Annotated in this window: 18 protein-coding genes; 10 read left to right on the top strand and 8 right to left on the bottom strand. The window is 53.1% G+C overall.

All coding sequences use genetic code 11. The features are described 5' to 3' along the window. Positions 1 to 10 precede the first annotated feature (10 nt). From fdxH to fdhE, 3 genes are read left to right on the top strand one after another with little or no spacing between them, the layout of a single operon-like run. Complete coding sequence (gene fdxH, locus ACLJRH_RS20335) at positions 11 to 913, top strand: formate dehydrogenase subunit beta (RefSeq protein WP_000331361.1); 903 nt, start codon at positions 11 to 13, stop codon at positions 911 to 913. Next, entirely contained in the window at positions 910 to 1545 is a 636-nt protein-coding gene (gene fdoI, locus ACLJRH_RS20330) for a formate dehydrogenase cytochrome b556 subunit (RefSeq protein ID WP_000829025.1), read from the top strand. Before fdxH ends, fdoI begins: the two co-directional genes overlap by 4 nt. Beyond that, positions 1542 to 2471 (top strand): formate dehydrogenase accessory protein FdhE, encoded by a 930-nt coding sequence (gene fdhE / locus ACLJRH_RS20325; protein WP_000027730.1) that lies wholly within the window; start codon positions 1542 to 1544, stop codon positions 2469 to 2471. The genes fdoI and fdhE overlap by 4 nt, the downstream gene beginning before the upstream one ends. Positions 2472 to 2517: 46 nt before the next feature. On the opposite strand, the gene ACLJRH_RS20320 is transcribed toward fdhE, so the two are convergent. After that, positions 2518 to 2808, bottom strand: a complete 291-nt coding sequence (locus ACLJRH_RS20320) for a helix-turn-helix domain-containing protein (RefSeq protein WP_000362050.1) — start codon at positions 2806 to 2808, stop codon at positions 2518 to 2520. Next, entirely contained in the window at positions 2809 to 3120 is a 312-nt protein-coding gene (locus tag ACLJRH_RS20315) for a cytotoxic translational repressor of toxin-antitoxin stability system (RefSeq protein WP_001159632.1), read from the bottom strand. A gap of 217 nt (positions 3121 to 3337) precedes the next feature. On the opposite strand from ACLJRH_RS20315, the gene ACLJRH_RS20310 reads away from it, so the two are divergent. The 3 genes from ACLJRH_RS20310 to ACLJRH_RS20300 all read left to right on the top strand — a co-directional run bounded on the left by ACLJRH_RS20310 (position 3338) and on the right by ACLJRH_RS20300 (position 5107). Next, positions 3338 to 4267, top strand: coding sequence for an alpha/beta hydrolase (locus ACLJRH_RS20310; protein WP_001609281.1), 930 nt, complete (start codon positions 3338 to 3340; stop codon positions 4265 to 4267). Positions 4268 to 4352: 85 nt separating this feature from the next. Then, the gene (locus ACLJRH_RS20305) at positions 4353 to 4664 is read left to right on the top strand and encodes a type II toxin-antitoxin system HigB family toxin (protein WP_000558166.1); all 312 of its coding nucleotides are present in this window, start codon (positions 4353 to 4355) and stop codon (positions 4662 to 4664) included. Continuing rightward, a complete protein-coding gene (locus tag ACLJRH_RS20300; RefSeq protein WP_001259011.1) occupies positions 4661 to 5107 on the top strand; it encodes a type II toxin-antitoxin system HigA family antitoxin in 447 nt (148 codons plus the stop codon). Before ACLJRH_RS20305 ends, ACLJRH_RS20300 begins: the two co-directional genes overlap by 4 nt. Before the next feature lie 14 nt (positions 5108 to 5121). Here the strand turns inward: ACLJRH_RS20300 and fabY are convergent, their stop codons facing one another. The 6 genes from fabY to ACLJRH_RS20270 form a co-directional block, all read right to left on the bottom strand. Next, positions 5122 to 6063, bottom strand: coding sequence for a fatty acid biosynthesis protein FabY (gene fabY / locus ACLJRH_RS20295; protein WP_001518251.1), 942 nt, complete (start codon positions 6061 to 6063; stop codon positions 5122 to 5124). Positions 6064 to 6107: 44 nt separating this feature from the next. Next, entirely contained in the window at positions 6108 to 6545 is a 438-nt protein-coding gene (gene dtd / locus ACLJRH_RS20290; RefSeq protein WP_000560969.1) for a D-aminoacyl-tRNA deacylase, read from the bottom strand. Continuing rightward, entirely contained in the window at positions 6542 to 7414 is an 873-nt protein-coding gene (locus ACLJRH_RS20285) for a virulence factor BrkB family protein (RefSeq protein ID WP_000921423.1), read from the bottom strand. The genes dtd and ACLJRH_RS20285 overlap by 4 nt, the downstream gene beginning before the upstream one ends. Then, entirely contained in the window at positions 7408 to 8007 is a 600-nt protein-coding gene (gene yihX / locus ACLJRH_RS20280; protein WP_001646959.1) for a glucose-1-phosphatase, read from the bottom strand. Before yihX ends, ACLJRH_RS20285 begins: the two co-directional genes overlap by 7 nt. Positions 8008 to 8197: 190 nt before the next feature. Further along, a complete protein-coding gene (locus tag ACLJRH_RS20275; RefSeq protein WP_023137059.1) occupies positions 8198 to 9001 on the bottom strand; it encodes a DeoR/GlpR family DNA-binding transcription regulator in 804 nt (267 codons plus the stop codon). Positions 9002 to 9034: 33 nt separating this feature from the next. Continuing rightward, positions 9035 to 9931: a sugar kinase gene (locus ACLJRH_RS20270; protein ID WP_023137058.1), complete on the bottom strand. Its 897-nt coding sequence runs from the start codon at positions 9929 to 9931 to the stop codon at positions 9035 to 9037. A 164-nt stretch (positions 9932 to 10095) separates the two neighbouring features. On the opposite strand from ACLJRH_RS20270, the gene yihU reads away from it, so the two are divergent. The 4 genes from yihU to ACLJRH_RS20250 are packed head-to-tail and all read left to right on the top strand — an operon-like array spanning position 10096 to position 14011. Then, positions 10096 to 10992 (top strand): sulfolactaldehyde 3-reductase, encoded by an 897-nt coding sequence (yihU, locus tag ACLJRH_RS20265; RefSeq protein WP_000268248.1) that lies wholly within the window; start codon positions 10096 to 10098, stop codon positions 10990 to 10992. 22 nt (positions 10993 to 11014) lie between these two features. Then, a complete protein-coding gene (gene yihT, locus ACLJRH_RS20260) occupies positions 11015 to 11893 on the top strand; it encodes a sulfofructosephosphate aldolase (protein ID WP_001067413.1) in 879 nt (292 codons plus the stop codon). Between the two features lie 15 nt (positions 11894 to 11908). Next, positions 11909 to 13150 carry a sulfoquinovose isomerase gene (yihS, locus tag ACLJRH_RS20255; protein ID WP_023223107.1) on the top strand — a complete coding sequence of 414 codons (1242 nt, stop codon included), beginning with the start codon at positions 11909 to 11911 and terminating at the stop codon, positions 13148 to 13150. A gap of 3 nt (positions 13151 to 13153) precedes the next feature. Continuing rightward, positions 13154 to 14011 (top strand): aldose-1-epimerase, encoded by an 858-nt coding sequence (locus ACLJRH_RS20250; RefSeq protein WP_015406200.1) that lies wholly within the window; start codon positions 13154 to 13156, stop codon positions 14009 to 14011. Positions 14012 to 14030 lie beyond the last annotated feature (19 nt).

Raw genomic sequence — 14030 nt, 5'->3', positions numbered from 1 at the left:
GAGACGACCTATGGCTTATCAATCGCAAGACATCATTCGTCGTTCCGCCACTAACGGTTTCACCCCCGCGCCCCAGGCGCGGGACCACCAGGAAGAGGTGGCGAAACTCATCGACGTCACCACCTGTATCGGCTGTAAAGCGTGTCAGGTGGCGTGCTCCGAGTGGAACGACATCCGTGATGAAGTGGGCAATAACGTCGGGGTGTATGACAACCCGGCTGATTTGACCGCGAAATCCTGGACGGTGATGCGCTTCTCGGAAGTGGAACAGAACGACAAACTGGAGTGGCTAATCCGTAAGGATGGCTGTATGCACTGCGCCGATCCCGGCTGCCTGAAGGCCTGTCCGGCGGAAGGGGCGATCATTCAGTACGCTAACGGTATTGTCGACTTCCAGTCCGAGCAGTGTATCGGCTGCGGCTACTGTATCGCTGGCTGCCCGTTCAACGTGCCGCGCCTCAACCCGGAAGACAACCGCGTCTATAAATGTACGCTGTGCGTCGACCGCGTGACCGTGGGGCAAGAACCGGCCTGCGTGAAGACCTGTCCAACCGGCGCCATTCATTTTGGCTCGAAAGAGGATATGAAAACGCTGGCGGGCGAGCGGGTGGCGGAACTAAAAACCCGTGGTTATGACAACGCGGGTCTGTACGATCCGGCGGGCGTAGGCGGTACGCATGTCATGTACGTGCTGCATCATGCCGACAAGCCGAATCTGTATCACGGTCTGCCGGAAAACCCGGAAATCAGCGAAACCGTTAAGTTCTGGAAAGGCGTCTGGAAACCGCTCGCCGCGTTCGGTTTTGCCGCGACCTTTGCCGCCAGCGTCTTCCACTATGTCGGCGTCGGTCCGAACCGCGCGGAAGAGGAAGATGACAACCTGCATGAAGAGAAAGACGAGGTGCGCAAATGAAACGACGTGACACCATCGTGCGCTATACGGCGCCGGAACGCATCAACCACTGGATCGTCGCCTTCTGCTTCGTGCTGGCGGCGGTGAGCGGGCTGGGCTTTTTATTCCCATCCTTCAACTGGTTGATGCATATCCTGGGCACCCCACAACTGGCGCGAATTCTGCACCCGTTTGTGGGCGTGGTTATGTTTGCCTCGTTCATCATCATGTTTTTCCGTTATTGGCACCACAATCTAATCAATCGGGATGATATCTTTTGGGCGAAGAATATTCGTAAGATCGTCGTCAACGAGGAAGTGGGTGACACCGGGCGTTATAACTTCGGTCAGAAATGCGTATTCTGGGCGGCGATTATCTTCCTGGTGCTGCTGCTGGTGAGCGGGGTAATTATCTGGCGTCCGTACTTTGCGCCTGCTTTCTCAATCCCGGTGATCCGATTCGCGTTAATGTTGCATTCTTTTGCCGCAGTAGCGTTAATTGTGGTTATCATGGTGCATATCTACGCCGCCCTTTGGGTGAAAGGCACCATTACCGCGATGGTGGAAGGCTGGGTAACCCGGTCGTGGGCGAAGAAACATCACCCACGCTGGTACCGAGAAGTCCGCAAGACAACGGAAAAAGAAACTGAATGAGTATTCGCATAATCCCGCAAGATGAGCTGGGGTCGAGCGAGAAACGTACGGCGGATATGATTCCGCCGTTATTGTTCCCCCGACTCAAAAACGTCTACAACCGCCGCGCCGAACGTCTGCGCGAGCTGGCTGAAAATAACCCGCTGGGCGATTACCTGCGCTTTGCCGCGCTTATCGCGCACGCGCAGGAAGTGGTGCTGTACGACCATCCGCTGGAGATGGATCTGACCGCACGCATTAAAGAAGCGAACGACCAGGGCAAGCCGCCGCTGGATATCCACGTGCTGCCGCGTGATAAACACTGGCAAAAACTGCTGCATTCGTTGATTGCCGAGCTAAAACCCGAGATGAGCGGCCCGGCGCTGGCAGTGATCGAGAACCTGGAGAAAGCCTCAGAGCAGGAGCTGGAGCAGATGGCCAGCGCGCTGTTTGCCTCGGATTTTGCCTCCGTCAGCAGCGATAAAGCCCCGTTTATCTGGGCCGCGCTCTCCCTTTACTGGGCGCAAATGGCCAGCTTGATTCCAGGCAAAGCCCGCGCGGAATACGGTGAAGCGCGCCAGTATTGCCCGGTGTGCGGTTCGATGCCGGTCTCCAGCATGGTGCAGATCGGCACCACGCAGGGGCTGCGTTATCTGCACTGTAACCTGTGCGAAACCGAATGGCATGTCGTGCGCGTAAAATGCAGTAACTGCGAACAGAGCCGCGACTTACACTACTGGTCGCTGGAAAATGAGCAGGCTGCGGTGAAAGCCGAAAGCTGCGGCGATTGCGGGACTTACCTGAAGATTCTGTATCAGGAAAAAGACCCGAAAGTGGAAGCAGTGGCCGACGACCTCGCCTCGCTGGTGCTGGACGCGCGCATGGAACAGGAGGGCTTCGCCCGCAGTTCCATCAACCCGTTCCTGTTCCCGGGGGAAGGGGAATAAGTTCTCTGGTATACCGGCTAGCAATCTACGTTAGCCGGATCATTGCTCAATAACGCAATGCTTGTATAACGTTTCTCGGGTCGTTGGCAATGGCGCGAAGTAATGCTTTGGCTGGCCCTGTCGGTGAGCGTCTTCCTTGCTCCCAGTTGCGCAGCGTATCCACGTTGACCGAAATCAGTTCTGCAAACTTAGATTGCGACAACCCAGATGCCTGCCGTATTTCTTTAATCTTCATTGCATCAATATGAAAGGTACGAGAAGGCTCACGGGTCCCTTCAATGATTTCATTCATTTGAGACATACTTTGAGTTAATCGCTCAAATAACACTTTATCCATCTACCACCTCTCATTCAGCATACGAAGCACCGCTTTTTCCTGCGGCGTGAGATCATCTTTAATGCCTTTTTGATAAATCAGAAGCAAGCGAATCTCATACCGTTGACTACGGTGAAAATAGATAATTCGCACACCACTACGCTTTCCTTTGCCTCGCGATCCCCAGCGCATTTTTCTCAGGCCGCCCGTTTCCTGAATGACATCACCACAATCTGGATGCTGAGCCATAAAAACCTGAAGCTTATGGTATTCATCATCATCGAGCAGTTTTTTAACATCTTCAGTAAAGAGTTCCGTTTCTATAAATTGCATATTCCATACGCCATTGGCTTATAGTAGTGAAAATAATCTATACGTCAATGGCGTATAGCATCATCATTTCACAGTACAAAAATTAAAAACCCAGCGCCAACCGCATTCCATTTTTTGCGAACCTCTATCCAGAATCATTATCCCCTCATTTCACCACTTTCCATCCCCAACAAATCAGGTTATAAACTGTACATACATACAGCTTAAGGAGCCTTATATGCCACTGGAAAAAGGAATTGCCGAACTGGTCGCCGGGTTTATCGCTGCGGGCCGCCCCTCTTCACGAGAGCAGAATATTGATGATCGGAGGGCGGGTTATATTGCCAGCACGTCGCTGGCGGGCGAGAAAGAGATTCGCGTAAAATCTGAAGATATCGTGCTGGAAGGGATGACATTTCGCGTCGTTTCGCCGCTAAACGCATCAGGTTCGCTACCCTGTATCCTCTACTATCACGGCGGCTGTTTTGTTAGCGGCGGCTTTCTGACTCATGACCCCCAGCTACGGCAACTGGCCTGGAAAAGCGGCTGTAAGGTGATTGCCATTCAGTATCGCCTTGCGCCAGAGCACACCTTCCCTGCGGCTCATGACGACGCTGAACGCGGAGCCAATATCGTCCATCAATACGCGGAGCAGTTAGGTATCGATCGTGAACGTATCACGCTTGCTGGCGATAGCGCAGGCGGGCATTTGGCATTGGTCAGCGCGCTACGCCTGAAATCCACCGCCCACTGGTCTCCGGCGAAGCTGCTGTTGATCTACCCGATGCTTGACGCTACTGCCAGTTTCCCCAGCTATGCCAGCAACGGGCAAGACTACATCATCACCCGCGACACACTACTATCAGGCTTCGAAATGTATCTCCAGGGTACCGACCTCCGTCACCCGGAAGCCAGTCCGATATGGCGTGAAGATTTTGCCGGTTTACCGCCGGTGCATATCCTCACCGCAGAGTTCGACCCACTGCGTGATGAAGGCGAAGCGCTATATCACCGTCTGAACGACCAGGGTGTGGAATGTACTTGCCAGCGCTATCTCGGCGTTATCCACGGGTTTTTCCAGCTCGGAGGCGTGAGCCAAGCGGCACGAAGCGCCATGCGAGATGTGGCCTGGCGTGTTGTAAGTCCATCAACAGGCAAAATGACCTAAAATTCAATTTTGTTTTCAACTTGAAAACTGGATAACGTTGCGCTAAATTGTTTTCAGGTTGAAAACTTTGTAATGGAACTACATTGTGCATGTTATCAGCCGAAAACCGTTCAATGAAGCGATGCTCATGTATCCAAACCATGAGCTTGCTCTCACTGAGTTGCTGAATGTTCTGGAGAAAAAAACATTCACTCAGCCTGAAGAGATGAAGCGGTATATTCCTTCACTGGATAATTTTAAGTACAGAGATAAATGGTGGGTGATTGATGTTTCTGGTAACAGCCTGAGACTCATTTCCTACATAGATTTCAGGTTACATAAGATATTTGTGAAACATATCGTTTCCCATGCCGAATATGACAAACTGACCGCATATTATCGGGGTAATAAAGAATGAGAACTCATCGTCAGATGGATGCAACCAGCGCAAAAAAGATCGTTGATACCTTCAGCGATGCGGTAAAAACCGTCCCACTGATGGGGGAAGACCGAAATGACAATGAGTATCGCAGGGCACTAGCGCTAGTGGAGTTTCTGGTCGACCACGACGATCTTGAAAACCCACTATTTGAATTGCTCTGTGCCCGAATCAGTGAATACGAAAAACATGCGCCGGAATTCAAAGCACTCAACCAACACCTGGAGAAAACGCCCCCTGGCGTTTCAGTATTGCGAACGCTCATGGATCAATACGGTCTCAAAGCAGCAGATCTTGCCAACGAACTTGGTTCTAAATCGAACGTCAGCAACATCTTAAATGGCCGCAGAGCACTAACAGTTAATCATATTAAAGCGCTTACACAACGCTTTAAACTACCAGCGGATGCCTTCATCGAGTAGTTGGATATGTCCAGCTACTCCTCCTCATTCCCGCCCTCTTCATACGGGCCGAACGGTTTCGCGGGTAGTACGATATAAATGCCTTCGAAAATTGCCCCAGCGGTCTCGCCGCCCAACAGTTCAACCTGCAACTGGACTCGCGCTTTTTTACCCCGCGCCAGCCTGTCCAAATCACCGCTTAGCGAGCCCAAATCAGCCACGGCGTTTGGCTTTCCGCTAATCGGTTTACTGTAGCGAATATGGGCGTCAGCAAGAATAATCGTCCCGCCCAGGTGGCGTTCACGGAGCATCAGCCAGATAAGTCCCCATCCGGTCAGCGTCGCCAGGGAGAACAGGCTGCCGGCAAACACCGTGTGATGCGGATTTTGATTACCGGTTTCCGGCATCGTGGTAATAAATTTTTGCCCGGTGTACTGCTGAATGCGCACCCCCATCTTTTCGCTCAATGGAATGTGCTCATACCAGGCCTGCTGAAGCTGCCCGCACCAGTCGCCGCGATGCAGGATATCATCCAGCGATGCTACCGGTTTAATCATCAGAAAATGGCGGATTGGCGTAGTTGTGGGCGTAGTAATCTCCCCTTGATTGACAAATCCGAGTTTGGCAAAGAACTCAACCGCATCTTCACGTGCGCTACAGGTTACACGCTTCACGCCTTCCTGGCGGGCGACAGACTCCAGAGTCATCGCCATTAATGTCCCCAGCCCTTTATCCTGTACCGAGGGATGTACAGCCATAAAACGGATAGACGCCTCGTTATCTGCATTGATATACAGGCGGCCCACTGCAACTAAGTTTCCTTCTTCGTCCACCACCATTTGATGGTGCGCCAACGCATCCCAGCCATCCCGTTCCGACCCTTTCGGCTGGTGCAGCGGTTTACGCAGCATCTCCCAGCGAAACTGGTAGTAACGTTCTAATTCTTCTTCTGTTTGCGGAACTCGAAGGTGATACATAGCCGTACTCTCTCTTGTTATCCGCGGCCACGCCGGAAGCTGACTCATACCTGGAGCCAGAATGTCACGGGACCGTCATTAACCAGCTCAACCTGCATATCGGCAGCGAAGCGTCCGGTTTGCGTGTTTATCGCCTGCTGGCGGCAGCGTTCGACAAAATATTCATAAAGCGCCTGCGCGCGATCCGGCGCAGCCCCGCCGGAAAAGCTTGGTCGCATACCGCGCTCGGTATCTGCCGCCAGCGTAAACTGCGACACCACCAGCACGCTGCCGCCAGCCTGTTGTACATTCAGATTCATCTTGCCGTCAGCATCGCTGAAGATACGGTATCCCAGCACGCGCTCGCACAGACGATTCGCTTTTTGTTCGTCATCTTCTTTTTCGACACCCAATAACACCAAAAGTCCTGGGCCGATTTCACCCGTCACCTCGTCCTCCACGGTGACGCTGGCACGGGTTACGCGTTGAATTAATGCAATCATGGTTGGTCAGCTTCTTCTTGTTCTGCGGCTTGTTTGAGTTTTCGGTATTCCCCGAGAGTGACAGTTATTTCTGCGCCAAGCAAGACTATACACCAGGTCCAGTATACCCAGACAAACAGGATAGGGATCACTGCCAGTACGCCATAAATGAGCTGATATGACGGGAACATGGTGATATAAAGCGCGAAACCTTTCTTCCCGGCCTCGAACAGCAACGCTGCGACAAACGCGCCGACAAGGGCGTCACGGTTCGGTACGCGAGTTGTTGGGACAATACTGTAAAGTAACCAGAATGAGATCCACGAGAGCAGCAGCGGAAGGATGCGCAATACATTGTCGATGACCGTATTCAGATCGCTGGCCCAGCGTAAAGAAAGCAGGTAGGAGCTGATCGCCAGGCTGGCGCCAGCGAGAAGCGGGCCGAGCGTGAGGATCATCCAGTACACCGCAAAAGAGTACACTTTTGGCCGTGTGCGTTTGCTGCGCCAGATAGTGTTTAAGGCGCTATCAATGGCGTACATCAACAGCAATGCCGTCACAATCAGTCCACAGGCGCCTACCGCCGTCATTTTGTTGGAGTTAGCGACAAACTGCTCAATATAGCGCTGAATCACGTCTCCGGTGGCTGGCATAAAGTTAGCAAAAATAAAATGGCGTAACTGAATGCTGACATCAGAAAACATCGGAAAAGCAGCGAAAAGGGCAAAAACGACGGCAATAAGCGGTACTAAGGAGAGTAATGAGACATAGGCGAGATTTCCCGCCAGAGTCGTCATATTATCCTCATCGATACGCTGCCATAATAGCTTGAGCCAGGCCCGAACAGGGCGCGTATGGCGTCCAGCTTTTTGGTGAACGGTTTTTAGCATAACAGCTTCGCGAAGTAGTCAGGGATGGTGGCTTTATCCTTCACCAGAATGCTGGTGATCCCCAACTGGTTGGCCCCTTCTATATTATCGGCATTGTCGTCGAAAAAGACCGCATCGGCAGCGGAAAAACCTTCTTTCTGCAGGACGTGCTGATAAATACGCGCTTCCGGCTTACGCATTCCCAAATCCTGCGATAAATAGATATGGTCGGCGGCAGCGCGCACCTCCGGGTATTCCTCCGGCCAGAAGTGGGTATGCAGTCGGTTAGTATTGGATAGCACCACCACGCAATGCCCCTGCTCGCGCAGTTTATGCATGATAGCAATCACTTCGGGCCGTAATCCGACAAATACCGCCTGCCAGCCGTGCGCAAATTGTTCATAACTGAGCGATAACGCCATTTCATGACAGAAAGCTTCAGCAAACGCTTCGTCCGTTATCTCACCGCGTTCATGTTGGTGAAAAGTCTCGCCCATCGTAAATTTTTGCTTCAGCGAAGCCAGCGGTACTCGACTCAGATCGCTCCACACACCTAATACGCGGTTAAAGTCGATGTCGACAATCACATTACCTAAATCAAAGATGTAGAGCATGTCATTCTCCTTGCTAACCGGGGATGAATAACTGTAGCGGGAAAGGAGAAGTTTGACTATGTATCCCTTTATAAATCAATTAACAAAAAGACAATAGAAACGCAGACGATGCCCAATATCGCCTGCATCACAGCGCCGTTTTATTGGCCGGATAAAGCGCTGACGCGACCATCCGGCGCAAGGGCGCTTGTCACGCTGAAATGGCGTCGTCCAGCGAAGGACTCACCTGAACCACTTCGATTTGCTGGGATTGAAGTAAATTCTGTAATGCCGGACCGGGATACTCGTCCGTAAACAGAGCGGTAATCTGTGACACATTGCCGATCTCAACCGCCGCAGAAGCATGGTATTTCGTATGATCGGCGGCCAGCAGAATATGTCGCGAGTGGGCCATCATGGTTTTCACTACGCTGGCTTCGTTGACATCAAACTCCAGTAACGCGCCATCGCTCTCTATCGCGCCTACGCTGGTGACGAGATAGTCCGCCCGGAACCCCGCGACAAACGCCGCCGCGGATGGCCCGATAATGCCGCTATTATGCGGGCGCAGCGTGCCGCCCGGCACCATCACTTCAAAGCGAGGGTTATTATAAAGAATGTGCGCGACGCGCAGGCTATTGGTGATAATGCGCAGATGATTATGGTTGAGCAGCGCGCGCGCCACCTGCTCAACCGTCGTTCCAATCGTGATAAATATCGTGGAGCCATCCGGAATATAGTCAGCCACGGCTTCCGCAATGGCTTTTTTCTCTTGCGTCCAGGAGACCTCTCGCTGCTCAAAGGCGGTATTGACCACACTGGACGCTCTGCCGGCGCCGCCGTGATGACGCGTAATCAGCCCCTGCTCGCTTAATTTACGAATATCGCGGCGAACCGTCTGGGTAGAGACCTCCAACAAACTGGCTAACTCATCGATATTCATATAGCCGCGCTCATCAATTAGCATTAACAGCCGATCGTGTCGCGGATTACCGGTCAGTTCGGTAAGACTCATGAGCATTCCTCTAAAAGCTTCCTACTGCTCATATTATACAAAAAGTGACAAGAAAGATCGGGTTTGCTCACAATCAGGGATACCCGCCCGGCCACCCGGGCGCGTACACTTCAGCGCGGCAACGCCGCTGGCGAATCTGACAGCCTCTTCGATGGCGTATCCGCTTGCCAGGCCAAATGCCAGTGCGCCATGAAAAACATCGCCCGCGCCGGTAGTATCCACCACCTCCACGGTAAAACCCGGTTGGTGGCGTACCGCCGCTTTTTCCAACCAGTTGCAGCCTTCACTGCCTCGCGTGACATAGACATGTCCATTTGTGAGCATTTGTGCTTTTTTTAGCGCATCAATGGCTTCGCTCATCCCCGTCAGGCGTGCCAGCCCTGGCTCGGAGAAGGCGGCGTGGTCGCTTAACGCCACCAGCTCGCTAATATCCTGCGGCGTAATATCGCCATCAAGAACAGTCATGACGCCAGCCTGACGCGCCAGCGTAAACGCCTGTTTTGCGCCGTCATGCCAGCGCACATCCGCCAACACCACATCCCACTGCGAAAAATCGATGTCGTTAAGCCAGTCGGCGTCAGGCAATAAATCCGGGCTGGGATAATTAACGATAATCCGCTCTCCTTTGGCATCCACCATAATCGCTGACTGCGACGACCTGGCCTGCGTGTAGCGGCGGGTATAGCGGGTATTTACCCCCAGGGATTCCAGTTCCGCCAGCAGGCTGTTTCCGGTGTCGTCATCGCCCACACGGCCAATAAAGTCCACCTGCGCGCCCAATTTCGCCGCAGCCACGGCAGCGGTCGCCGCAGGCCCGCCGCCCACTTCCGTATAGCGCTTCGCCACATATTTACCCCCTTCTGTCGGTAATCCTTCCACGTAATAGATGCGATCCATCACGGTAATACCTACACAAGCAATACGAACCATGGTCATTCCTCAAGCATTTTCGATGTGCTCATTTTAATTTCACGAAATGTTTAAAAAGTGACGGCTGTCAATTTTTTGACTATAAATTACAAATACGATCACAAACAGACAGAAAAAGGCTCATTAATGACAAAAAATGACACCACCGTGTTCAGGAGAACGATATGGCAGTTATAGCATTTATCGGGTTGGGACAGATGGGCTCTCCTATGGCGAGCAATCTGCTAAAGCAGGGCCATCAACTCAGCGTCTTCGATGTTAATCCCGACGCCGTACAGCGTCTGGTAGACAAAGGCGCGCAACCTGCAAGCAGCCCGGCTCAGGCAACCATCGGCGCTGAATTTGTTATCACCATGCTCCCGAACGGCGATCTGGTTCGTTCCGTTTTGTTTGGCGAGCAAGGCGTTTGTGAAACCCTTTCCCGTGAAGCGCTGGTCATTGATATGTCCACTATTCATCCGTTGCAAACCGATAAGCTGATTGCCGACATGCAGAGCAAAGGGTTCAGCATGATGGATGTGCCGGTAGGCCGGACATCCGACAACGCGATTACCGGCACATTGTTGCTGCTGGCAGGCGGTACGGCGGAGCAAGTAGAGCGCGCTACCCCTGTTCTGATGGCGATGGGTAATGAGCTGGTCAACACCGGCGGCCCGGGAATGGGTATTCGCGTAAAACTGATCAACAACTACATGAGTATTGCGCTAAATGCGCTCTCCGCCGAAGCCGCCGTGCTGTGTGAAGCGCTGGGGCTTTCCTTCGACGTGGCTTTAAAAGTGATGAGCGGCACTGCCGCAGGCAAAGGGCATTTCACCACCACCTGGCCGAATAAAGTGATGAAAGGGGATCTGTCTCCCGCCTTCATGATCGATCTGGCGCACAAAGATCTTGGCATCGCGTTGGATGTCGCCAATCAACTGCACGTACCGATGCCGCTCGGTGCCGCCTCCCGGGAAGTTTATAACCTGGCGCGGGCCGCAGGCCGCGGTCGGGAAGACTGGAGCGCCATCCTGGAACAGGTGCGCATCAGCGCCGGGCTGACCGCCAACGTAAAAAAGTAACGACTGTATAAAGGAAAATTGAATGAACAACTACACCATCAAAGACATTACGCGAGCGTCCGGCGGGTTTGCCATGCTGGCTGTCGATCAGCGCGAGGCGATGCGTTTAATGTTTGCTGCTGCTGGTGCGAAAACACCCGTTGCCGATAGCGTGCTGACGGATTTCAAAGTGAATGCGGCGAAAATTCTTTCCCCGTATGCCTCTGCCGTTCTGCTGGATCAGCAGTTCTGTTATCGCCAGGCCGTAGAACAAAACGCGGTCGCTAAAAGCTGCGCCATGATCGTCGCGGCGGATGATTTCATCCCGGGCAACGGTATTCCCGTTGATAACGTTGTCATTGATAAAAAAATTAATGCGCAGGCGGTAAAACGGGATGGCGCGAAAGCCTTAAAACTGTTGGTGCTGTGGCGCAGCGACGAAGACGCGCAGCAGCGTCTGGATATGGTCAAAGAATTCAATGAATTATGTCACTCCAATGGTTTGCTGAGCATTATCGAACCGGTTGTACGCCCGCCGCGCTGCGGCGACAAGTTCGATCGCGAGCAGGCGATTATCGATGCGGCCAAAGAGCTGGGCGACAGCGGCGCCGATCTTTACAAAGTTGAAATGCCGCTCTACGGCAAAGGCGCGCGTTCCGATCTTCTTACCGCCTCACAACGCCTGAATGGGCATATCAATATGCCGTGGGTCATCCTCTCTTCCGGTGTGGACGAAAAACTGTTCCCTCGCGCGGTCAGGGTCGCCATGGAAGCTGGCGCATCCGGGTTCCTGGCGGGACGCGCGGTCTGGTCATCAGTGATTGGTCTACCGGATACCGAGCTGATGCTACGTGATGTTTCCGCGCCTAAGTTGCAACGTCTGGGCGAGATCGTCGATGAAATGATGGCGAAACGTCGTTAATACGAGGATGAAAGAATGAAATGGTTTAACACGTTGAGCCACAACCGCTGGCTGGAGCAGGAAACCGACCGCATCTTTAATTTCGGTAAAAACGCCGCGGTGCCGACAGGCTTCGGCTGGCTGGGAAATAAAGGGCAAATCAAAGAAGAGATGGGCACCCATCTTTGGATCACGGCGCGTATGCTGCACGTTTATTCCGTGGCGGCGTCGATGGGCCGACCGGGCGCTTATGATCTGGTCGATCACGGTATCAAAGCCATGAACGGCGCGCTGCACGATAAAAAATACGGCGGCTGGTATGCCTGCGTTAACGATCAGGGCGTGGTGGATGCCTCTAAGCAGGGTTATCAACACTTCTTCGCCCTGCTGGGCGCGGCCAGCGCCGTCACGACCGGGCATCCTGAAGCCAAGAAATTGCTGGATTACACCATAGAAGTGATTGAGAAATACTTCTGGAGTGAAGAAGAGCAGATGTGCCTGGAGTCCTGGGATGAAGCCTTTAGCAAAACCGAAGACTACCGTGGCGGCAACGCCAATATGCACGCCGTCGAAGCGTTCCTGATTGTTTATGACGTTACCCATGACAAAAAATGGCTGGATCGCGCGCTACGTATCGCGTCGGTAATTATTCATGATGTGGCGCGCAACGGTGATTACCGCGTCAATGAACACTTCGATTCACAGTGGAACCCTATCCGCGACTACAACAAAGATAATCCTGCCCACCGTTTCCGCGCCTACGGCGGTACGCCAGGTCACTGGATTGAGTGGGGCCGTCTGATGCTCCATCTCCATGTTGCGCTGGAGGCCCGCTTCGAAACGCCACCCGCCTGGCTGCTGGAAGACGCGAAAGGTCTGTTCCATGCCACTATCCGCGACGCCTGGGCGCCAGATGGCGCAGACGGCTTTGTCTACTCAGTCGACTGGGACGGTAAACCTATCGTACGTGAACGCGTGCGCTGGCCGATTGTGGAAGCGATGGGTACGGCCTACGCCCTCTACACCCTGACGGGCGATAGCCAGTATGAAGAGTGGTATCAGAAATGGTGGGACTACTGCATTAAGTATCTGATGGACTATGAAAATGGTTCCTGGTGGCAAGAGCTGGACGCCGATAACAAAGTGACCACCAAAGTGTGGGACGGCAAGCAAGATATTTACCATCTGCTGCACTGCCTGGTCATTCCTCGTCTGCCACTGGCGCCAGGCCTGGCTCCAGCGGTCGCGGCGGGTCTCCTGGATATCAACGCGAAATAGGTCATGAGGATGGCAGCCATGCACAGCGGTGGAAAAACTATTCAGCTTAATGCGGGCCATTACCAGGCGAAAATCGTCACGGTTGGCGCAGGTCTGGCGGAACTGACCCATCATGGACGCCATGTGGTCATCCCGCATAAACCGGAAGAAATACCCATGGCGCATCTGGGGAAAGTATTGATTCCCTGGCCCAATCGCGTGACAAATGGCTGCTACTCCTATAACGGCAAGGTTTTCCAGCTTGCCGTTAACGACCCGGTTTCGCAGACCGCCATTCACGGTCTGTTAGCCTGGCGAGACTGGCAGATTAATTATCAGTCGGCGACGGAAGCGTCGCTAACGATTTTTCTGCCGCCCTCTTACGGCTATCCCTTTGCGTTGATATCGGAAGTAATTTATCGGTTAGATGCCGCCAGTGGGCTGCGCGTATTGATTCGTACGCAAAACATTGGCGATGAATCAGCCCCTTATGGCGCGGGCGCACATCCTTATTTGACTTGTAATTTGCAAAGCATCGATAGCTGTGTATTAACACTGCCTGCAAGCGAAGAATTGCCCGCAGGCAGGGATTTTTCCGCATCATGCCTGCTCGGCGAAACGCGCCTTGATCATGCGGTTAAGACCGCGACGACCCCGGCTGAGTGGGAGGTCAGACTTACCAGCCCAACGCAGAACATGTCTACATTTTTACGCAGCAATCAACCCTGGCTACAGATCTATACCGGCGAAAAACTCAGCCGAAAAGGTCTCGCGGTAGAGCCTATGAGCTGCCCGCCCGATGCATTTAATTCCGGGATCGCGCTGATTCATCTTGCCCCAAAAGCGATCCATCAACTGCATTTTTCCATCGGCTGCGACTAGCCCAAATGGATTACCGAAT

Source organism: Salmonella sp. SAL04162 (genome assembly GCF_046551535.1).
GTDB classification, from domain to species: Bacteria; Pseudomonadota; Gammaproteobacteria; order Enterobacterales; family Enterobacteriaceae; genus Salmonella; species Salmonella enterica.
This window is presented reverse-complemented; position numbering and strand designations above follow the sequence as displayed.